At 71.7% G+C, this 20,065-nt stretch carries 17 protein-coding genes; 1 reads left to right on the forward strand and 16 read right to left on the reverse strand.

What is annotated here, in order from left to right; genetic code table 11:
* Nucleotides 1-10: 10 nt before the first annotated feature.
* From HL652_RS08100 to pyrR, 14 genes are read right to left on the reverse strand one after another with little or no spacing between them, the layout of a single operon-like run.
* Nucleotides 11-1,498, reverse strand: coding sequence for an RsmB/NOP family class I SAM-dependent RNA methyltransferase (locus HL652_RS08100; protein ID WP_171704864.1), 1,488 nt, complete (start codon nt 1,496-1,498; stop codon nt 11-13).
* The gene (gene fmt, locus HL652_RS08105; protein ID WP_171704865.1) at nt 1,495-2,409 is read right to left on the reverse strand and encodes a methionyl-tRNA formyltransferase; all 915 of its coding nucleotides are present in this window, start codon (nt 2,407-2,409) and stop codon (nt 1,495-1,497) included. Before fmt ends, HL652_RS08100 begins: the two co-directional genes overlap by 4 nt.
* Nucleotides 2,406-4,457 (reverse strand): primosomal protein N' family DNA-binding protein, encoded by a 2,052-nt coding sequence (locus tag HL652_RS08110; RefSeq protein ID WP_371743609.1) that lies wholly within the window; start codon nt 4,455-4,457, stop codon nt 2,406-2,408. Before HL652_RS08110 ends, fmt begins: the two co-directional genes overlap by 4 nt.
* A gap of 2 nt (nt 4,458-4,459) precedes the next feature.
* The gene (gene metK, locus HL652_RS08115) at nt 4,460-5,665 is read right to left on the reverse strand and encodes a methionine adenosyltransferase (protein WP_171704866.1); all 1,206 of its coding nucleotides are present in this window, start codon (nt 5,663-5,665) and stop codon (nt 4,460-4,462) included.
* On the reverse strand, nt 5,662-6,873 hold the full coding sequence (gene coaBC / locus HL652_RS08120; RefSeq protein ID WP_171704867.1) for a bifunctional phosphopantothenoylcysteine decarboxylase/phosphopantothenate--cysteine ligase CoaBC: 1,212 nt from the start codon (nt 6,871-6,873) through the stop codon (nt 5,662-5,664). The genes metK and coaBC overlap by 4 nt, the downstream gene beginning before the upstream one ends.
* Nucleotides 6,874-6,891: 18 nt before the next feature.
* On the reverse strand, nt 6,892-7,155 hold the full coding sequence (gene rpoZ, locus HL652_RS08125) for a DNA-directed RNA polymerase subunit omega (RefSeq protein WP_171704868.1): 264 nt from the start codon (nt 7,153-7,155) through the stop codon (nt 6,892-6,894).
* 7 nt (nt 7,156-7,162) lie between these two features.
* Nucleotides 7,163-8,077, reverse strand: a complete 915-nt coding sequence (gene gmk / locus HL652_RS08130) for a guanylate kinase (RefSeq protein WP_171704869.1) — start codon at nt 8,075-8,077, stop codon at nt 7,163-7,165.
* Nucleotides 8,074-8,931, reverse strand: a complete 858-nt coding sequence (pyrF, locus tag HL652_RS08135; protein WP_171704870.1) for an orotidine-5'-phosphate decarboxylase — start codon at nt 8,929-8,931, stop codon at nt 8,074-8,076. The genes gmk and pyrF overlap by 4 nt, the downstream gene beginning before the upstream one ends.
* Nucleotides 8,928-12,233 carry a carbamoyl-phosphate synthase large subunit gene (gene carB / locus HL652_RS08140; protein ID WP_171704871.1) on the reverse strand — a complete coding sequence of 1,102 codons (3,306 nt, stop codon included), beginning with the start codon at nt 12,231-12,233 and terminating at the stop codon, nt 8,928-8,930. Before carB ends, pyrF begins: the two co-directional genes overlap by 4 nt.
* Nucleotides 12,233-13,420, reverse strand: coding sequence for a glutamine-hydrolyzing carbamoyl-phosphate synthase small subunit (gene carA / locus HL652_RS08145; RefSeq protein ID WP_371743638.1), 1,188 nt, complete (start codon nt 13,418-13,420; stop codon nt 12,233-12,235). The genes carB and carA overlap by 1 nt, the downstream gene beginning before the upstream one ends.
* Nucleotides 13,420-13,944 (reverse strand): PH-like domain-containing protein, encoded by a 525-nt coding sequence (locus tag HL652_RS08150; RefSeq protein WP_171704872.1) that lies wholly within the window; start codon nt 13,942-13,944, stop codon nt 13,420-13,422. Before HL652_RS08150 ends, carA begins: the two co-directional genes overlap by 1 nt.
* Nucleotides 13,944-15,293 (reverse strand): dihydroorotase, encoded by a 1,350-nt coding sequence (locus HL652_RS08155; RefSeq protein ID WP_171704873.1) that lies wholly within the window; start codon nt 15,291-15,293, stop codon nt 13,944-13,946. Before HL652_RS08155 ends, HL652_RS08150 begins: the two co-directional genes overlap by 1 nt.
* Nucleotides 15,290-16,246 carry an aspartate carbamoyltransferase catalytic subunit gene (locus HL652_RS08160; RefSeq protein ID WP_171704874.1) on the reverse strand — a complete coding sequence of 319 codons (957 nt, stop codon included), beginning with the start codon at nt 16,244-16,246 and terminating at the stop codon, nt 15,290-15,292. The genes HL652_RS08155 and HL652_RS08160 overlap by 4 nt, the downstream gene beginning before the upstream one ends.
* Nucleotides 16,243-16,791 (reverse strand): bifunctional pyr operon transcriptional regulator/uracil phosphoribosyltransferase PyrR, encoded by a 549-nt coding sequence (gene pyrR / locus HL652_RS08165; RefSeq protein ID WP_253743727.1) that lies wholly within the window; start codon nt 16,789-16,791, stop codon nt 16,243-16,245. The genes HL652_RS08160 and pyrR overlap by 4 nt, the downstream gene beginning before the upstream one ends.
* 184 nt (nt 16,792-16,975) lie before the next feature.
* On the opposite strand from pyrR, the gene HL652_RS08170 reads away from it, so the two are divergent.
* The gene (locus HL652_RS08170) at nt 16,976-18,901 is read left to right on the forward strand and encodes a choice-of-anchor I family protein (protein ID WP_216604044.1); all 1,926 of its coding nucleotides are present in this window, start codon (nt 16,976-16,978) and stop codon (nt 18,899-18,901) included.
* A 172-nt stretch (nt 18,902-19,073) separates the two neighbouring features.
* On the opposite strand, the gene nusB is transcribed toward HL652_RS08170, so the two are convergent.
* The gene (gene nusB / locus HL652_RS08175) at nt 19,074-19,484 is read right to left on the reverse strand and encodes a transcription antitermination factor NusB (RefSeq protein ID WP_171704875.1); all 411 of its coding nucleotides are present in this window, start codon (nt 19,482-19,484) and stop codon (nt 19,074-19,076) included.
* A 12-nt stretch (nt 19,485-19,496) separates the two neighbouring features.
* A complete protein-coding gene (gene efp / locus HL652_RS08180; protein WP_171704876.1) occupies nt 19,497-20,057 on the reverse strand; it encodes an elongation factor P in 561 nt (186 codons plus the stop codon).
* Nucleotides 20,058-20,065: the final 8 nt, after the last annotated feature.

Genomic DNA, 20,065 nt, shown 5'->3' on the forward strand with positions numbered 1-20,065 from the left:
CGCTATCAGATCAGGGGGTCTTCTCGAAGAGGGCGATGAACATGGCGTCGGTGGTGTTGCGGTGGGGCCAGAGTTGGGCGGCGGGGTCGGGGGCGCCGAGGGTGAGGGTGTCGCCGGCGACGTCGCGGAGGACCGCCTGGGTGTCGAGCTGGGTGAGCTCGTCGGGCCAGCGGCGGAGGAGGCCCTGCACCTGGCCGCGGGTCTCGGCGACGTGGGGTGAGCAGGTGACGTAGGCGAGGAGGCCGCCGGGCTTCAGCGCCTTCACCGCCGAGTCGAGGAGCGCCTGCTGCAGGGCCACGAGCTCGGCCACGTCGGCCGGGGTCTTGCGCCAGCGCGCCTCGGGGCGACGACGCAGGGCGCCGAGACCCGTGCAGGGTGCGTCGACAAGGATGCGGTCGAAGGCCTCGCGCTCGGAGTCGCCGATGGTCGTGCCGTCGCGTTCCCACACCGTGGGGGCCTCGGGCACGGCGGCGACGGCGCGGCGCACGAGGCCGGCGCGGGCGGGCACCGGCTCGTTGGCGACGACGGTGGCGCCCGCCAGGCGCGCCTCCGCGGCGAGCACGGCGGTCTTGCCACCGGGGCCGGCACAGAGGTCGAGCCAGCGCTCGCCTTCGTCGATGTCGCGCGCCCGGGAGAGGGCGAGCGCGGCGAGCTGGGAGCCTTCGTCCTGCACCCGGAGCACGCCCTCGCGCACGGCGGCAAGGCCCGCCGGGTCTCCGGAGGGGGCCACGAAGCCGATCGGCGAGAGTGCCGCGGGCTGCAGCCCCGACTCCGCGTCGCTGCCGGCGTAGAGCCCCGGCAGCCCGGCCAGGCTGAGCCGCGCCGGCGTGTTGTCGGCCTGCAGCAGGTCGTCGAGCTCGGCGGCGACCGCGTCGGCGGCCACCCCGTCGGCCACCAGGGCCCGCCGGAACGCCCGCACCACCCACGCGGGGTGCGAGGTCGCGAGGGCGAGCCTCTCGTCGTCGCTCCCGGCGCCCTCGGTGAGCTGAGCGACCCACGCCTCGGGCGCGGTGCGGGTGATGGCGCGCAGCACCCCGTTCACGAACCCCGTCGCCGAGCGCGACGCCACCTGGCGGGCGAGCTCCACCGACTCGTTCACGGCGGCGTGCTGCGCCACGCGCATCGACAGGATCTGGTGCGCCCCGAGCTCGAGCACGTCGCGGACCGCTCCGTCGATCTCGTCGATGGGCCGTCCGGAGGCCCGCTCGATGACGGCGTCGTAGTAGCCGCGCAGGCGCAGGGTGCCGTACGTCAGCTCGGTGGCCAGTGCGGCGTCGGCGGGCGCCAGCCCGGCAGCGGCGATCTTGCCGGGCAGCAGCAGGTTCGCGTAGGCGTCGTCGGCGCGCACCGCCTCGATGACCTCGCGAGCGATCCTCCGCGCCGGCTGCACCTCGGAGGGGCCGGGCCGGGGCGTCGCGGGCTTCCGCCGCTGGGGTCCCTGCCGGCGGGGCTCTCGGCGGCGACCTCCGTCACCTCGGGCGGGCGTCGTCTCGCTCATCGGGCGATCATCCTCTCGACGTTCTGGCCGCGCCACCAGTCGGCGGCCGCCATGCTCTTCTTGCCGGCGGGCTGCACGCTGATGAGCCGCAGCGGTTCGGTGGCGGTGCCGACGAGCACCTCCCCCTGGCGCGCCTCGATGACCCCAGGGTCGAGCCGCGGGTGGTCTCGCACGGGCGCCGCGTCGTGGATCTTCAGGCGCGCACCGTCGATCTCGGTGAACGCTCCCGGCTCCGGTGTCACGCCCCGGATGCGGTCGTACACCTGGTCGGCCGGCTCACCGAAGTCGAGGCGGGCGTCGTCGATCGAGAGCTTCGGCGCGAGCGTGACCTCGCCGCTCTGCTCGACGGGGGCGCTCTCCCCCGCCGCGATGACGTCGACGGTCGCGGCGAGCTGCTCGGCGCCCGAGAGGGCGAGCCTCCCGAGCAGGGTGCCCGCCGTCTCGTGCGGCGCGATGGCCGTGCGCGTCGTCGACCAGACGGGCCCGTCGTCGAGGCCGGGCTGGAGCTGGAACACGGTGGCGCCGGTCTCCCGGTCGCCCGCGATGATGCTCCACTGCACGGGCGCGGCTCCGCGCCAGCGCGGCAGCAGCGAGAAGTGCAGGTTCACCCACCCCCGGGCGGGCGCGGAGAGCAGGGGCTCGCGTACCAGCCCGCCGTAGGCGACGATGACGCCGAGCTCCGCCCCCAACGCACTGATCGACGCCGTTGCGTCGGCGTCCAGCCGCGCCGCCTTGATGACGGGCAGCCCCAGCCGCTCGGCGGCCTCCGCCACTGGTGACGGGGTGAGCACGCGCTTGCGCCCGAGCGGCGCGTCGGGCCGCGTGACCACGGCAGCGACCTCGTGCCCCTCGGCGAGCCGCTCGAGGGCGGGAACCGCGACGGCGGGCGTGCCCGCGAAGACGAGTTTCATTCCATGATCTCCGAATCGTCGAGGCGTACGCGCAGGGTCGGCGCGGGCCGGAAGCCCCCCGAACCGGTCTTGCGCCGCCGGGTCGTGGCGTTCTTCACCACGAGCGCCCTGAGGTGCCGCGCCACGGCGCCCCCCACCGCGTAGTCGAACCGCACGATGGAGCGCACCAGCCCGTCGTCGGCCGGCACCGGCCCGAGGGTATCCATCTTGGCCCATTCCTCGGGGGTGACGAGCTTCTTCAGCTCGGCCAGCGCATCCGCCACCGTGTCGGGAGCGCCCGTGACGGTGGCCAGCCGCACGGCGGGCGGGAAGCGCAGCCGCCGCCGGTCGGCGAGCTCGGCGCTCGCGACCTGCTCCTGCTGCCAGGTGACGAGCGCCTTGGCGAGCTCGCCGCCGACCCCCACCAGCACGTTGGCCGCGCGCGGCGCCGAGAGCGCTATCGCGTTCGACCACCAGCGCAGGCAGTCTTCGGCGACACGCAGCGACTCGCGCGCCAGCATGCGCGGCCCGTCGAGCAGCAGCACGGCGCGGTAGCCGCCCTTCGCCACGGGCTCGGCCCCTCGGGTCGCCACGACGAGCGCGGGCCTGTCGTCGACGCTCAGCACCTCGCGCGAGCCGTCGGAGACGACGACGCGCACCCCGGGGAAGGCCCGCCCCAGTTCGTCGGCCGTGCGGCCCGCCCCCACCGACGCGAAGCGCAGCCGCGTGCCCTGGCAGTGCGAGCACGACCAGTTCACCGCGATGGCGCCGCACAGCGTGCAGCTCGGGCGCTCCCCCGCGCGCGCCACGTGCAGCGGGCCGCCGCAGACGGTGCAGGATGCGGGGGTCGAGCAGCTCTGACAGGCCAGCACGGGCGCGTACCCGGGCCGGGCCACCTGCACCAGCACCGGGCCGTGCTGCAGCGCCTCCCGGGCGAGGGCCCAGGCGGCCGGGGGGATGCGCGCGGCGTTCTGGGGCGCATCCGCGTCGTCTTGCTCGGCGGTGGGCACGACCTTCGGCAGGTACCTCGGGGCGGGGAACACCTGGTGCAGGAAGGCGAGCTCGACCAGCCGCTCGATCTCGGTGCTGCGCGAGTGCGAGAGGAACGCGAGTCGGCAGCCCGACTGCTCCTGCCGCACCAGCGCCGCGTCGCGCAGGTGCACGTAGGGCGCGAGCGGCTCGCTCTGCAGGGAGTCGCCCTCGTCCCAGACGATGATCTGCCCGAGCTTCGACACGGGTGCGTAGACGCTGGAGCGGTTGCCGACGACGATGTGCGGACGGCCGTCGAGCGCGGTGAGGAAGTTCGCGTAGCGTTCGTTGCGGGCCTGGCGTGCGTCGAGCCGCACCACGGCGTCACCCACCCCGAGGTGCTCGAGCGTCTGCTCGACCATGGTCTGGTCGCGGTGGTCGGGAACCGCCACGATGACCGACTCGCCACCACGGTGCACCTGCGCGGCGAGCTCGGCCGCGGTGAGGGCCCAGTGCCCCACGGTGTGCTCGCCGAGCTGCGTGACGGTCGCGACCGCGTCGACGGCACTGCGCACCCCCGGCTCGGCGAGGTGCTTACCGTCGCTCTCGGAGTAACCCGTCAGGGCGAAACCCGGGGCGTCGGCACCCTGTGCAGGGCGAACGGATGCTCCTGCCGACTCTTCGCCGTCACCGCCCGCCCGCTGGGCCTCCGCCGCGACGAACGCCTTCTCCACCCGCACGAAGCGCGGCGGCACGGCGAGCCGCACGATGTCGCAGGCGCTGCCGGCCGCGCGGTCGGCGAGCCGCCGCGCCAGCGCCCACACCTCGGGGGTGAGCACGGGCAGTGACGACACCACCTCGTCGAGCTCGCTCAGCGTGCGCTCGCCGGGCTCGTGGGGTGCGAGCTCGATGATGAAGCCGCGCGCGGTGCGCCCCGCGGAGCGCAGCGGCACCTTCACCCGCACGCCCGGCTTCGCGTCGGCGAGCAGCGCCGGCGGCACCAGGTAGTCGAACAGGCGATCGAGCTGCGGCAGCGGCGACTCGAGCATCACCCGGGCGATGACACCGCCGGCGACGTCGCGTGCGACCTCGCCCGTCACGGTCAGAGGCCCGCGGCGCTGCGCAGCTCGTCGACGCGGTCGAGGCGCTCCCAGGTGAACTCGGGGAGTTCACGGCCGAAGTGCCCGTAGCTCGCGGTGCGCGCGTAGATCGGCCGCAGCAGGTCGAGCTCTTCGATGATCGCCGCGGGGCGGAGGTCGAAGACCTCGCGCAGGGCCTTCGTGATGACCTCGTCGGAGACCTTCCCGGTGCCGAAGCTCTCGACGTAGAAGCCCACGGGCGCGGCCTTGCCGATGGCGTAGGCGATCTGCACCTCGAGGCGCTCGGCGAGCCCGGCGGCCACGGCGTTCTTCGCCACCCAGCGCATGGCGTAGGCGCCCGAGCGGTCGACCTTCGAGGGGTCTTTGCCGCTGAACGCGCCGCCGCCGTGACGCGACGCCCCGCCGTAGGTGTCGACGATGATCTTGCGGCCGGTGAGGCCGGCGTCGCCCTGCGGGCCGCCGATCTCGAAGCGGCCGGTGGGGTTGATGAGCACGCGCGCGTCGCGCGAGGTCAGTTCGACCCCCGACTCCTCGGCGGCTTCGAGCACCGGCCTGATGACGAGCTCCTCCACCTCGCGGCGGAGGTCGTCGAGCCCGATGCTCGGGGCGTGCTGGGTGGAGAGCACCACGGTGTCGACGGTGCGCGGCACGACCCCGTCGTACCCGATGGTGACCTGCGTCTTGCCGTCGGGCCTGAGGTAGTCGACGAGCCCCTCCTTGCGCACCTCGGCCAGACGCGCCGAGAGGCGGTGGGCCAGCCAGATGGGGAGCGGCATGAGCTGCGGGGTCTCGGTGGTGGCGTAGCCGAACATGATGCCCTGGTCGCCCGCGCCCTGGCGGTCGACCTCGTCGGTGGAGCTGCCCTCGCGGGTCTCGAAGGCGTTGTCGACGCCCTGGGCGATGTCGGGCGACTGGCCACCGATCGAGACGGAGACGCCGCAGGAGCGGCCGTCGAACCAGACGTCGCTCGAGGTGTAGCCGATGGAGGTGATCTTCTCCCGCACGATGGCCGGGATCTCGACGTAGCCGTTGGTGGTGACCTCGCCCGCCACGTGCACGAGCCCGGTGGTCACGAGCGTCTCGACCGCCACCCGCGAGTGCGGGTCGACGGTGAGGAGCGCGTCGAGGATGCTGTCGGAGATCTGGTCGCAGATCTTGTCGGGGTGACCCTCGGTGACGGACTCTGACGTGAAGAGGCGAAGGCTCATTGTGCTCCTGATCGTGCTCGGGCGAACACCCCGAGGATGCCATCGGCCACCGACATCTTGCTTCCGGAGGCCTCGAAAACTATATCCCCGGCCGCATCGAGCACGACGACCTCGTTGCCGTCGGTCGCGAACCCCGTCGTCCAGCCCACGCCGTTCACCACGAGGTAGTCGCAGCCCTTGCGGGCGATCTTCGCGCGGCCGAGCTCGAGCAGCTCGTCACGGCTCGGGGCGGTCTCGGCGGCGAAGCCGACGACGAGCCGCCCGCCCCGGGGGCCCGCCGAGATGGTGGCCAGGATGTCGGGGTTCTGCACCAGCTCGAGGGTGAGCCGCTCCCCCGTCGCCGCCTTCTTGATCTTGGCGTCGGAGACCGCGACGGGGCGGTAGTCGGAGACCGCGGCGGCCATGATCGTGACGTCGTGCCGCGGTGCCACGTCGCTCACGACCTCGAGCAGTCGTGCCGCCGTCTCGGCGCGCACCACCTCGACGCCCGAGGGCAGCGGCACCTCGACGTGCGCGGCGACGAGCGTGACCCGCGCTCCGCGGTCGCGCGCGGCCTCCGCGAGGGCGATCCCCTGCCGCCCGCTCGACCGGTTGCCGATGTAGCGCACGGGGTCGAGCGGCTCCCGGGTGCCGCCCGCGGTGACGAGCACCGACACGCCCTCGAGGTCGCGTAGCCGGGCCGTTCCCGAGGCGACGGCCAGTGCCTCGGCGACGATGACGTCGGGCTCGGCCATCCGCCCCGCTCCCGAGTCGCGGCCGGTGAGCTGACCGCTGACGGGCCCGACGAGGTGCACGCCGCGCGAGCGCAGCAGCTCCACGTTCGCGACGGTCGCCGGGTTCTGCCACATCTCGGTGTGCATGGCGGGCGCGATCACGACCGGCGCCTTGGTGGCGAGCACGGTGTTGCCGAGCAGGTCGTCGGCGATGCCGGCGGCGAGCTTCGCGATGGTGTTCGCCGTGGCGGGGGCGATGACCACCAGCTCGGCGGCCTGGCCGATGGCCACGTGCCGCACCTCGGCGACGGCCTCGTAGAGGTCGGTGTTGACGGTGTTGCGCGAGAGCGCCTCGAGCGTCGGCCTGCCGACGAAGCGCAGGGCGGCCTCGGTGGCCACCACGTGCACGTCGTGGCCCGCCAGAACGAGGCCACGGATGACGTTCACGGCCTTGTAGGCCGCGATGCCACCCGTGATCCCGACGACGATATTCATTTGTGCGCCCGGCGCGTGCTACTCGGTGGGAGCAACCGGACGGATCTCGAGCTTGTCCTCGTTGATCTCGTGCATGGCGACCGAGAGCGGCTTGTCGTCGATGGTCGAGTCGACCAGCGGGCCGACGTTGTCGAACAGGCTGCCCTCGTGCAGGTCGGCGTAGTAGTCGTTGATCTGACGCGCGCGCTTCGAGGCGAAGATGACCAGGGCGTACTTCGAGTCGACCTTGGCGAGCAGGTCGTCGATGGGCGGGTCGATGATGCCGAGCTTGTTGGTGGGCATTGTGTGCTTACTCCTTGCCGAGAAGGCCGTTCGCCTTCTGAATCCGCATCAATTCTACGACCTCCGCCGCCGCGGCCTCGACATCGGTGTTCACGACGCGGTGATCGAACTCGTCCTGGGCGGCGAGTTCGACCCGTGCGGTGGTGAGCCTGCGCTCCTGCTCCTCGGCCGTTTCGGTGCCGCGGCCGATGAGCCGGCGCACCAGTTCGTCCCAGCTCGGGGGCAGCAGGAACACCAGCGTCGCCTCGGGCATCGCCTCGCGCACCTGGCGTGCACCCTGCAGGTCGATCTCGAGCAGCACGCTCCTGCCCTCGGCGAGGGCGCGATCGATGGGCGGCCGGGGCGTGCCGTAGCGCGACTTGTTGTGCACCACCGCCCACTCGAGGAACTCGCCCGCCTCGATCATGCGGTCGAACTCGGCGTCGTCGACGAAGTAGTAGCTCACCCCGTCGACCTCACCGGGCCGGGGCGCCCGCGTGGTCGCCGACACCGACAGCAGCACCTCGGGGTAGTTCTCCCTGATGTAGGTCGACACGGTGCCCTTGCCCACGGCGGTCGGCCCGGCCAGCACGACCAGCCGGCTCTCCCCGGTGTCGACGACGGAGGGCGCCCGCTTCTCGAGGAACTCGCGCAGCCGCAGCTGCTGGTGCACGCCGAGGCCGGAGAGGCGCTTGGTCGACGCGATCTCGAGCCGCGTCATCACCCGGTCGACCCGCACGGGCCCGAGCCCGGGGATGCTGAGCAGCAGGTCGCGCACCCGCATGGTGGCCTCGATGCTCTCCGAACTCGCCAGCGCGGTGTGCAGCACCGAGAGCGCGCTGAGCCGCCGCTCGTTCACGGCGCGCTTGACGGCGGCGCGAGCCCGGCGTGCGGCGACGGCGGCGCGGGAGGCGGCGACGCGGTCGACCTCGGGCGGCCTCATGCGATCACCTCGGCCAGAGCATCCGCGTCGTTGGCGATGGCGCCGGCGAGCCCCGAGGCGCCGTGCTGCAGGATGCTGCGCGACACGCTCACCACGGTGTTCGGCGCGAGCGGCCCGAAGACGTGCGGGATGGCCGGGAACTCGGCGCCCTGGAAGCCGAAGCCCGGCGCGAGCACGGGCGTCGTCGAGAGGGTGCGCAGCGCGTCGGCGGCGAAGCCGTAGTCGTCGAGCCGCTTCGTCGCCCCGAGCACGAGCCCGAAGTCACCGAGCCTCGTGCGGTCGCCGTTGCGCTCGGCCACCTCGTCGGCGACGAGCCGCGATACGGAGACACCGGATGCTCCTGCCGTGCGCGCCGTCTGCAGCCCCCGTGACTCGGGGTTCGAGGTCGCGCTCAGCACGAACGCGCCCTTGCCGGCGGCCTCGGCGCGCTCGAACAGCCCGCCGAGAGCGCCCACGCCCGTGAAGGCGGTGACGGTCAGGGCGTCGACCTCGAGCGGCGAGCCGGGCGTGAGCCACGCCGCGGCGTAGCCGTCGTTCGTCGAGCCGATGTCGCCGCGCTTGGCGTCGCCGATCACGAGCAGCCCGGCGTCGCGGGCCGCGGCGAGCACGTCTTCGAGGGCGGCGAAGCCGGCCGAGCCGTAGGCCTCGAAGAACGCCACCTGCGGCTTCACGATGCCCACGCGCTCCGACGCCGCCACGGCCTCCACCACGGCGAGCCCGAAGGAGCGCACCCCGGCGGCGTCGACCGGCAGCCCCCACTCCGTGAGGAGGTAGGGGTGCGGGTCGACGCCGACGCAGAGGTGCCCCTTCGACCCGAAGACCGAGTCGAGTCGGGTGCCGAAGGGAGCCGTCATCCGCGCGCGCTCCGGGCGAGCGCGTACTCCTGCAGCGAGGTGACGGTGAGACCCTCGCTGAGCGCCTCGAACGAGGCGACCGCCGCACCGAGCTGCGCGATGGTGGTGAACAGCGGCTTGTCGGCGGCCACGGCGGCGGCGCGGATCTCGTAGCCGTCGACCCGGGCCGAACGGCCCGAGGGCGTGTTCACCACGATGTCGACGCGGTTGCCGTTGATGAGGTCGACGATGGTCTCCACCGGGGCGTCGCCCTCGCCCTCGGCGCGCACTCCCTCGGAGTGCTTCGCGACGACGCGGGCGTGGATGCCGTTGCGGTTCAGCACCTCGGCGGTCCCCTCGGTGGCGAGCACCTCGAAGCCGAGCTGCTGCAGACGGAGCACCGGCAGCACGATGGCGCGCTTGTCGCGGTCGCTCACCGACACGAAGACCGTGCCGGAGGTGGGCATGCCGCCGTAGGCAGCATCCTGGCTCTTCGCGAAGGCCCGGGGGAAGTCGCGGTCGATGCCCATGACCTCGCCCGTGGAGCGCATCTCGGGGCCGAGCACCGAGTCGACGACGAGACCGTCTTTGGTGCGGAAGCGCTTGAACGGCAGCACGGCCTCCTTCACGGCGACCGGGGAGTCGAGGGGCACGACCGAGCCGTCCTGCTCGGGCAGCAGCCCCTCCTCGATGAGCGAGGCGATGGAGGCGCCCACCATGACGCGCGAGGCGGCCTTGGCGAGCGGGATGCCGAGGGCCTTCGAGACGAACGGCACGGTGCGCGAGGCACGCGGGTTGGCCTCGAGCACGTAGAGGATGCCGGCGCCGATGGCGAACTGCACGTTGAGCAGGCCCCGCACGCCGATGCCCTCGGCGATGGCGAGGGTGGCGTCGCGCACGGCGTCGATCTGCTGACGCCCGAGCGTCACGGGCGGCAGCGAGCAGCTCGAGTCGCCGGAGTGCACACCGGCCTCCTCGAGGTGCTCCATGATGCCGCCGACGTACAGGCGCTCGCCGTCGTAGAGCGCGTCGACGTCGATCTCGATGGCGTCGTCGAGGAAGCGGTCGACCAGCAGCGGGTTCGCCTGGCCCACCATGCCCTGGCCGGCGATGCGCTCGAAGTAGTCGGCGAGCGACGGGGTGTCGTAGACGATCTCCATGCCGCGGCCGCCGAGCACGTAGCTCGGGCGCACGAGCACCGGGAAGCCGATGCCCTCCGCCACCGCCACGGCCGACTCGTAGTCGACGGCGGTGCCGTTCTTCGGGGCGAGGATGCCGGCGGCGTCGAGGATGCCGGCGAACTGCCCGCGCTCCTCGGCCAGGTCGATCGCCTCGGGGGTGGTGCCGAGGATGGGCACTCCCGCCTCTTTCAGGCCCTTGGCGAGCCCCAGCGCGGTCTGGCCGCCGAGCTGCACGACGACGCCTACGAGCTCGCCCGACTGCGACTCGGCGTGGATGACCTCGAGCACGTCCTCCAGGGTGAGCGGCTCGAAGTAGAGCCGGTCGCTGGTGTCGTAGTCGGTCGAGACCGTCTCGGGGTTGCAGTTGATCATGATGGTCTCGAACCCGGCAGCCGAGAGCGCGAACGAGGCGTGCACGCAGGAGTAGTCGAACTCCACGCCCTGGCCGATGCGGTTCGGGCCCGAGCCCAGGATGACGACCTTGCGCGCCTCCGACGGCTCCACCTCGGTCTCGAGGTCGTAGCTGGAGTAGTGGTAGGGCGTGAGCGCCGGGAACTCCCCCGCGCAGGTGTCGACGGTCTTGTAGACCGGGCGGATGCCGAGGATGTGCCGCACCTCGCGCACGTCTTTCTCGCCGAAGCCGCGGAGCGACGCGATCTGCGCATCCGAGAAGCCGTGCTGCTTCGCCAGCGTGAACATGGCGTGGTCGGCGTTCTCGGAGGCGCGGATGGCCGCGGCCACCTCGTTGATGAGCACGATCTGGTCGATGAACCAGGGGTCGATCTTGGTGGCCTCGAAGACCTCCTCGATCGTGGCGCCGGCGCGCAGCGCCTGCTGCACGGTGACGATGCGGCCGTCGGTGGGCACGGCGGCGATGGCGAGCAGCTCGTCCTTGTCGCCGGGCTCCCCCTCCCAGTGGAACGAGGAGCCGCGCTTCTCGAGCGAGCGCAGCGCCTTCTGCAGCGCCTGCGTGTAGTTGCGGCCGATCGCCATCGCCTCACCCACCGACTTCATGGTGGTGGTGAGGGTGGGGTCGGCGGCCGGGAACTTCTCGAAGGCGAAGCGGGGCACCTTCACGACGACGTAGTCGAGCGTGGGCTCGAAGGATGCGGGGGTCACCTTGGTGATGTCGTTCGGAATCTCGTCGAGCCGGTAGCCGATGGCCAGCTTCGCGGCGATCTTGGCGATCGGGAAGCCGGTGGCCTTCGACGCCAGCGCGCTCGACCGCGAGACGCGCGGGTTCATCTCGATGACGATGACGCGGCCGTTCGCGGGGTCGACGGCGAACTGGATGTTGCAGCCGCCGGTGTCGACGCCCACGGCGCGGATGATGTCGATGCCGATATCGCGGAGCCGCTGGTACTCGCGGTCGGTGAGGGTGAGCGCGGGCGCCACGGTGATCGAGTCACCGGTGTGCACGCCGACCGGGTCGACGTTCTCGATCGAGCAGACGACGACCGTGTTGTCGGCGGTGTCGCGCATGAGCTCGAGCTCGTACTCCTTCCAGCCGAGGATCGACTCCTCGAGGAGCACCTCGGTGGTGGGGCTCTGGTGCAGGCCGTCGCCCACGATGCGACGGAGCTCGGTCTCGTTGTAGGCGAAGCCGGAGCCGAGGCCGCCCATGGTGAACGAGGGGCGCACGACCAGCGGGTAACCGAGGTCTTCGGCGTACTCGACCGCCTCCTCCACCGTGTGGGCGATGTGGGAGCGGGCGACGTCGCCACCGGCGTCGATCACCAGCTGCTTGAAGATCTGACGGTCTTCGCCCTTGTTGATGGCCTCGAGGTTCGCGCCGATGAGCTCGACGTCGTACTTCTCGAGGATGCCGTGCTCGTGCAGCTGGATCGCCGCGTTCAGAGCGGTCTGGCCGCCGAGCGTCGGGAGGATCGCATCCGGCTTCTCCTTGGCGATGATCGACTCGATCACCTGCCAGGTGATGGGCTCGACGTAGGTGGCGTCGGCGAAGTCGGGGTCGGTCATGATGGTCGCCGGGTTCGAGTTCACCAGGATGACGCGCACGCCCTCCTCGCGGAGCACCCGGCAGGCCTGGGTGCCGGAGTAGTCGAACTCGCAGGCCTGGCCGATCACGATCGGGCCGGAGCCGATGACGAGAACGCTCTTGATGTCGTCTCTCTTGGGCATTACTGGTCGTCTCCTTCGGAGGGGCCTTCGGCGAAGCCGGCGTCGAGCGCGGGCGAGCCGGTCTTCGTCGAGAGGATCATCTCGCGGAAGCGGTCGAACAGGTACATGGAGTCGTGGGGGCCCGCCGCCGCCTCGGGGTGGTACTGCACCGAGAAGGCGTCGAGGTCGAGGCAGCGGATGCCCTCCACCACGTCGTCGTTGAGGCTGAGGTGGCTCACCTCGACCCGGCCGAGGCCGGCGGGCGAGTCGACGACGCCCTCGCGGGGCGCGTCGACGGCGAAGCCGTGGTTCTGGCTGGTGATCTCGACCCGGCCGGTGGTCTTGTCGAGCACCGGCTGGTTGATGCCGCGGTGGCCGAACGGCAGCTTGTAGGTGCCGAAGCCGAGCGCGCGGCCGAGCAGCTGGTTGCCGAAGCAGATACCGAAGTACGGCAGGCCGCCGCGCAGCAGCTCGCGCAGCAGCTCGACGTGGGTCTCGGAGGCCTCGGGGTCGCCGGGGCCGTTGCTGTAGAACAGCGCGTCGGGCGAGAGGGCCCGCACCTCGTCGACCGTGACCGACTCGGGCAGCACCTCCACGTCGAAACCGCGCTCGGCGAGGTAGTTGAGGGTCGAGGTCTTCACTCCCAGGTCGAGCACGGCCACGGAGCCGATGCGCTCGCCGACGGCGGGCACCTGGTAGCGCTCCGTGGTGGAGACCACGGTGGAGAGCTTCTGACCGGCCATCTCGGCCCCGCTGCGCACGGCGTTGAGCTGCTCGGTGGGGTTGAGCTCGTAGTCGGCACCCGAGAAGATGCCGGCGCGCATGGCGCCGAGGCTGCGCAGGTGCCGGGTGACGGCGCGGGTGTCGATGCCGGCGATGCCGACCACCCCGTCCGTCGCGAGGTCGTCGTCGAGCGAGCGCTGGGCGCGGAAGTTCGACACCACCCGGGAGGGGTCGCGCACCACGTAGCCGGCCACCCAGATCTTCGACGACTCCTTGTCGGTGTCGTTCACGCCGGTGTTGCCGATGTGCGGGGCGGTCTGCATGACGATCTGCCCGGCGTAGGAGGGGTCGGTGAGGGTCTCCTGGTAGCCGGTCATGCCGGTGGCGAAGACGGCTTCGCCGAGCGTGCGTCCGCGGGCGCCGTAGGCGCGGCCCTCGTAGCGTCGCCCGTCTTCCAGCACGAGCACTGCGGGTTCGATCGAGATCACGACGAGGTTCCTTCCTGTTGCGGGATGATCGAGTTCGCGGCGTCGATGAGTCGGCGCGCGTCTCCGAGTTCGGTGGCTCTGAGGTAGCTCTCCACCTCGGCGGGGCCGTCGGTGGAGGGGTAGGTCCAGTCCAGGCGCACCAGTCCCCCGGTCTCGACGACGCGGTCGATGGCCCAGGTGGAGGTGCCGATGGAGCGGACGGCGTCGCGGGGCACGAAGGTCTCCGGCTCGCCGGGGAGGGAGATGAGCACCCCGCGCTCGTAGACCGCGGCTTCGCCGCGGGCGCGGAACGCCAGCCCGGGAATGGTGAGCCGCTCGAGGGGCTCGCCCGCCTTCGTGGTGGCGACGTAGAGAACGGATGCGCGGGCGAGCTCTGCGCCGCGGGCCTCGACCGCGGGCACCTCGGCGGGCGCGGCGAACGCGCTCTGGCGGCGACGACGCCCGCGCCAGGCCCACACCATGGCGAGCAGGATGAGCACCGCCAGGGCGGTGACGAGGAGTCCTGGGATGAGCCGCTCCATCAGGCGGGCACCCCGGCGGCCCGGGCGGCCGCCTCGTCGACCGGGGCGAGCACGCCGTCGCGGAGCGTCGGAAAGCCGTGGTGGAAGGTCCACCGCACGCTGCCCGAGAGGGTCACGCCCTCGTAGGGGGTGTTCGTGCTCTTGCCGGGCAGCCGGTCGAGGGTGAACTCGCTCGAGGCCGACGGGTCGACGAGCACGATGTTCGCGGGAGCCCCCTCCTCGAAGGAGTGGCTGTGGTCGTGCAGCCGCCCGATGCGCGCGGGCGTCTTCGAGAGCACGCGGGCGACGTCGGCCCAGTCGAGCAGACCGGTGTCGACGAGCGCGGTCTGCACCACGGGGAGGGCCGACTCGAGCCCCACCATGCCGAACGCCGCGGCGTCCCACTCGCACTCCTTGGTCTCGCGCGGGTGCGGTGCGTGGTCGGTGGCGATGATGTCGATGGTGCCGTCGGCGACCCCCTCGCGCAGCGCTCGCACATCCTCGTCACGGCGCAGCGGCGGGTTCACCTTGTACCGGGCGTCGTAGCTGCGGATGAGCTCCTCGGTCAGGAGCAGGTGGTGCGGGGTGGCCTCGGCGGTGACCTGGATGCCGCGGGCCTTGGCCCAGCGCACCACGTCGACCGACCCGGCGGTGGAGAGGTGGCAGATGTGCAGCCGCGCCCCCACGTGCTCGGCGAGCAGCACGTCACGGGCGATGATCGACTCCTCGGCGACCGCGGGCCAGCCCTTGAGGCCCAGCTCCGAGCTCAGGGCGCCTTCGTTCATCTGAGCGTTCTCGGTGAGCCGCGGGTCTTGCGCGTGCTGCGCGATCACGCCGTCGAAGGTCTTCACGTACTCGAGCGCCCGCCGCATGAGCAGCGAGTCGTGAACGCACTTGCCGTCGTCGGAGAACACGCGCACGGCGGCGCGCGAGTGGGCCATGGCGCCGATCTCGCTGAGGCGCTCGCCGGCCAGGCCCACGGTCACGGCGCCGATGGGGCGCACGGTGGCGTAGCCCGCCTGCACGCCGAGCGCCTGCACCTGCTCGACCACACCGGCGGTGTCGGAGACAGGGAGGGTGTTCGCCATGGCGAAGACCCCGGTGAAGCCGCCGGCTGCGGCGGCGCGCGTGCCGGTGAGCACGGTCTCGCTCTGCTCGAAGCCGGGCTCGCGGAGGTGGGTGTGCAGGTCGACGAGGCCGGGCAGGGCGACGAGGCCCTCGGCGTCGACGACGATGGTGCCGGTCGACGCGGAGCCGCCGCGCGCATCCGTCCCGGTCGAGACGATGCGGCCGCCCTCGACGAGGATGTCGGCCACCCGGCCGTCGGGGAGCGTCGCGCCCTTCAGCAGGTGGCGGGAGCTGTCGTTCACGCGTGGGCCTCTCGTTCGCCGGAGAGCAGCAGGTAGAGCACCGCCATCCGGATGGACACCCCGTTCGCGACCTGCTCGAGCACGGTCGACTGCGGCGAATCGGCCGCTCCCGCGGAGATCTCGAGGCCTCGGTTCATGGGGCCGGGATGCATGACAATGCTATCCGGGCCGAGGGCCGCCAGACGCTCGTCGTCGAGCCCCCACTGCCTGGCGTACTCGCGGGCAGACGGGAAGTAGGCGGCGTTCATCCGCTCGCTCTGGATGCGCAGCATCATGAGCACGTCGGGCCGTGTGTCGGCGAGCGTCTGGTCGAGGTCGAAGCTCACCTCGACCGGCCAGCTGCCGACGCCGACGGGCACGAGGGTGGCCGGTGCGACGAAGGTGACCTCGGCGCCCAGGGTGCGCAGCAGCCACAGGTTCGACCGCGCCACGCGGGAATGCAGGATGTCGCCGACGATCACGACGGAGACGCCGTCGAGCGCCTTGCCGCGACTGCCCGCCCCGTGAAGCCGCCGGCGCATGGTGAAGGCGTCGAGCAGCGCCTGGGTGGGGTGCTCGTGGGTGCCGTCGCCGGCGTTCACGACGCCCGCGTCGATCCAGTCGCTCTGCGCCAGCACGTGGGGGGCTCCGGAGGCGGAGTGCCGGATGACGACGCCGTCGGCCCCCATGGCCGCCAGGGTCTGGGCGGTGTCTTTGAGCGACTCGCCCTTCGAGACGCTCGAGCCCTTCGCCGAGAAGTTGATGACGTCGGCGGAGAGGCGTTTCGCCGCCGCCTCGAACGAGATGCGGGTGCGGGTGGAGTCTTCGAAGAACAGGTTCACCACGGTCTTGCCGCGGAGGGTGGGCAGCTTCTTGACCTCGCGCTGCTGCACGTCGGCCATGTCCTCCGCGATGTCGAGGATCTGCACGGCCTCGTCGCGGGAGAGATCGCGGGTGGAGAGCAGGTGTCTCATCCTTCGATCGTCACCTCCTCGGTGTCGTCGATCTCGGCGAGGCGCACGTTGATGCGCTCCTCGCGAGAGGTGGGGAGGTTCTTGCCCACGAAGTCGGCCCGGATGGGCAGTTCGCGGTGGCCGCGGTCGACCAGCACCGCGAGGCGCACGGCACGCGGGCGGCCGAGGTCGTTCAGGGCGTCGAGGGCGGCACGGATGGTGCGGCCCGAGTAGAGCACGTCGTCGACGAGCACGACGGTGGCGCCGTCGATGCCGCGACGGGGCACCTGGGTGGGGCCGGGCGACCGCGTGGGCTGCCGCGACAGGTCGTCGCGGTACATCGTGATGTCGAGGGCGCCGACCAGAGAAGCCGGGTCGACCGGGCTTCCGGCGCGCTCCTCGATCTCGGCGATCGTGCGGGCCACGCGCTCGGCGAGGAGAACGCCCCTGGTCGGGATGCCGAGGACGACGAGATCGTTCGCCCCCCGGTTGGACTCCAGGATCTCGTGCGAGATCCGAGTCAACGCCCGGGTGATGTCAGCCTGCTGCAGCACTGTACGCGCCACTCGACCGACCTCCTTCCCCGTCTCTCTGGACGGCTTTAAAGGATGTCTCTTTCGTGCATCCACCACACTACCAGGGCGTCGGGCGCGGGCGTGTTCACCGGCGCGACACCTGGCGGTCGCGACCGGTTCACCCGCGTGCTGTCGGGTGAGGGCAGATTCCCCTGTCCCGACACCGAGGAGACCCATGCTCGCCCGACGTGCCGCGCTCACCGCGCTCACCGCCGCCACCACCCTCGCCGGAGTCGCGTTCGCGTCGACCGCCGCGCACGCCGCCATCTCGATCGACCCCGTCGTCTACAGCGCCCCCGAAGCGAAGCTCTCGCTGAGCCCGATCGGCAGCTACGAGACCCGGGTGTTCGACGAGAGCGCCGCCGAGATCGTGCAGTTCCACGCCGCCACGAAGCGCGCCTTCGTCGTGAACGCCCAGGCCGGTGTGGTCGAGGTGCTCGACCTGAGCGACCCGTCGGCACCCGTGAAGCTCTTCGACGTCGTCACCGCGGGCGTCGCCTCGGCCGACGGGTCGACCGTGTCGGCCGATGCCGTCGCCAACTCCGTTGCCGTGCGCCCCGACGGGCTCGTCGCCGTGGCGGTCGAGGCCGACCCGAAGACCGACGCCGGCTGGGTGGTCTTCTTCGACGCCGCCGGCGACGGCACGAGCGCGCTCGGCGCCGTGCGCGTCGGCGCCCTCCCCGACATGGTCACCTTCACCCCCGACGGCGGTTCGCTGCTCGTGGCCAACGAGGCCGAGCCCGCCGACGACTACTCGGTCGACCCTGAAGGCTCCGTGTCGGTCATCGCGGTCCCCGCGGGCCTCTCGGCTCCCGCTCAGAGCGCCGTGCGCACCGCCGACTTCCACGCCTTCGAGGCGGGCGGCAGCAAGACCCTACCTGCCGACGTCCGTATCTTCGGTGGCATCGAGGATTCGGCCATGCCGGTCTCGGAGAACCTCGAGCCCGAGTACATCACCGTGGCCGCCGACGGCCGCACCGCCTGGGTGTCGCTGCAGGAGGCCAACGCGCTCGCCGTGGTCGACGTCGCCTCGGCGACCGTCACCGACATCCACGCGCTCGGCTTCAAGGACTTCTCGGTCTCGCCGTTCGACGCCTCCGACCGCGACGGCATGGTGAACATCACCACGTGGCCCGTGCTCGGCATGTACCAGCCGGATGCGATCGGCAGCTACGAGGCGGATGGCGCCACCTACATCGTCTCGGCCAACGAAGGCGACAGCCGCGACTGGGAGGGGTACTCCGAGGTCGCCCGTGTCAAAGACCTCGGTGACGACGGACTCGCGCCCGTGTGCGACGACCTCGCGCCCTACGTCACCGACGAGCAGCTCGGCCGCCTGAACGTCACCACGGCGAACGGCTTCGACACCGAGGCGGGCTGCTACTCCGAGCTGTACGCCTTCGGCGGGCGCTCGTTCTCGATCTGGGCGGCCGACGGCACGCACGTGTTCGACTCGGGCAGCGACTTCGAGGAGATCACGGCCGCGGCGCTCCCCGAGGGGGCGTTCAACTCCAGCCACACCGACGTCGCCTTCGACAACCGCAGCGACGACAAGGGCCCGGAGCCCGAGGGTCTCGCCCTCGGCACCATCGGCTCGCACACCTACGCCTTCATCGGCTTCGAGCGGGTGGGCGGCGTGATCGTCTACGACATCACCGACCCCGCCGCGCCGTCGTTCGTCACCTACGTGAACAACCGCGACTTCTCCATCGCCGACCCCTCCGAGTCGGCGGAGGCCCTGTCGGGCTCCGGCGACCTCGGCCCCGAGGGGCTCGCGTTCGTCTCGGCCGAGTCGTCGCCGACCGGCGCCCCGATGCTGCTCGTCGGCAACGAGGTCTCGGGCACCACCACCGCCTTCGCGATCGACGTCGACGCCGAGCCCACCCCGGTTCCCACCCCCGACCCGACCGCGGCTCCCACCCCCGCGCCCACCGGCGGCCCGGCCCCGGCCCCGGCTCCGGGTGACGAGGCGGGCGGCAGCTCCCTCGCCAACACGGGCGCCGCCCCGCTCCCGGTGGCAGCGGGCGTACTCGCCCTCCTCGCCGCCGGCGTCGGCGCCGTCGCGGCCACGCGCATCCGCCGCCGCCGCGCCCGCGCCTGACCCCGTCGCCCGACGCGCGCCGACAGAACGCGAAGTGCCCCCTCCCGCCCGGGATGGGGGCACTTCGCGCCTTCTCGCCCCGCGCATCCGTCGCCCGACGGGCGCCGACTAAGCGCGAAGTGCCCCCTCCCGGCGGGGATGGGGGCACTTGGCGCTCTGTGGGCGGGAGGGGTCAGGCCGACTGGGCGACCTTGCCGAGCACGCCGTTGATGAAGCCGGAGGACTCGTCGGTGGAGAGGGTCTTCGCGGCCTCGACGGCCTCAGCGATCGCCACCGCGGCGGGCACCTCGTCGTTGTAGAGGATCTCCCAGATCGCGATGCGCAGGAGCGCACGGTCGATCGTGGGCATGCGCGCGATGCTCCAGCCGTGGGCGTAGCTCACGATGGTCTCGTCGATCTCGTCGAAGTTGTCGACCACGCCATCGACGATCTCGCGGGCGTACAGCCACGAGTTCTGCCGGTCGGGCTCCCCCACCGCCCGGGCCGCCTCGGCGGCAAGCGCCTCGGCGATCGGGATCTGCCGCACGTCGGCGGCGTAGAGGATGTCGAGGGCCCGCTTACGGGCCTTCGTGCGTGAACTCATCGACGCGCCGGACTAGTTGACGCGACCGAGGTAGTCGCCCGTGCGGGTGTCGACCTTGACCTTCGTGCCGGTCTCGAGGAACAGCGGCACCTGGATCTGGTAGCCGGTCTCGACGGTGGCGGGCTTCGTGCCACCGGTGGAACGGTCGCCCTGGAGGCCGGGCTCGGTGTAGGTGATCTCGAGCACGACGGAGGCGGGCAGCTCGATGTAGAGCGGGTTGCCCTCGTTGAGCGCGACGGTGACGCCCTGGTTCTCGAGCATGAAGTTGGCGGCGTCGCCCACGATGGCCGAGCCGATGGTGACCTGGTCGTAGTCGGTCGAGTCCATGAAGACGAAGTCGTCGCCGTCTTTGTAGAGGTACTGGAAGTCGCGGCGATCGACGTTCGCCGTGTCGATCTTCGCGCCGGCGTTGAAGGTGCGGTCGACGACCTTGCCGGTGACGACGTTCTTGATCTTGGTGCGCACGAACGCACCGCCCTTGCCCGGCTTGACGTGCTGGAACTCGATCACGTTCCAGAGCTGACCGTCGATGCTCAGCACGGTGCCGTTCTTGATGTCGTTCGTTGAAGCCATGTAAAAGG

Origin of the sequence: Herbiconiux sp. SALV-R1, from assembly GCF_013113715.1 — a bacterium.
GTDB lineage: Bacteria > Actinomycetota > Actinomycetes > Actinomycetales > Microbacteriaceae > Herbiconiux.

Bases quoted from the DNA above. Each gene is read 5' to 3' on its own strand.
- HL652_RS08100 (WP_171704864.1), bottom strand. From the start codon at position 1,498: ATGAGCGAGACGACGCCCGCCCGAGGTGACGGAGGTCGCCGCCGAGAG.
- fmt (WP_171704865.1), bottom strand. From the start codon at position 2,409: ATGAAACTCGTCTTCGCGGGCACGCCCGCCGTCGCGGTTCCCGCCCTC.
- metK (WP_171704866.1), bottom strand. From the start codon at position 5,665: ATGAGCCTTCGCCTCTTCACGTCAGAGTCCGTCACCGAGGGTCACCCC.
- coaBC (WP_171704867.1), bottom strand. From the start codon at position 6,873: ATGAATATCGTCGTCGGGATCACGGGTGGCATCGCGGCCTACAAGGCC.
- rpoZ (WP_171704868.1), bottom strand. From the start codon at position 7,155: ATGCCCACCAACAAGCTCGGCATCATCGACCCGCCCATCGACGACCTG.
- gmk (WP_171704869.1), bottom strand. From the start codon at position 8,077: ATGAGGCCGCCCGAGGTCGACCGCGTCGCCGCCTCCCGCGCCGCCGTC.
- pyrF (WP_171704870.1), bottom strand. From the start codon at position 8,931: ATGACGGCTCCCTTCGGCACCCGACTCGACTCGGTCTTCGGGTCGAAG.
- carB (WP_171704871.1), bottom strand. From the start codon at position 12,233: ATGCCCAAGAGAGACGACATCAAGAGCGTTCTCGTCATCGGCTCCGGC.
- HL652_RS08150 (WP_171704872.1), bottom strand. From the start codon at position 13,944: ATGGAGCGGCTCATCCCAGGACTCCTCGTCACCGCCCTGGCGGTGCTC.
- HL652_RS08160 (WP_171704874.1), bottom strand. From the start codon at position 16,246: ATGAGACACCTGCTCTCCACCCGCGATCTCTCCCGCGACGAGGCCGTG.
- HL652_RS08170 (WP_216604044.1), top strand. From the start codon at position 16,976: ATGCTCGCCCGACGTGCCGCGCTCACCGCGCTCACCGCCGCCACCACC.
- nusB (WP_171704875.1), bottom strand. From the start codon at position 19,484: ATGAGTTCACGCACGAAGGCCCGTAAGCGGGCCCTCGACATCCTCTAC.
- efp (WP_171704876.1), bottom strand. From the start codon at position 20,057: ATGGCTTCAACGAACGACATCAAGAACGGCACCGTGCTGAGCATCGAC.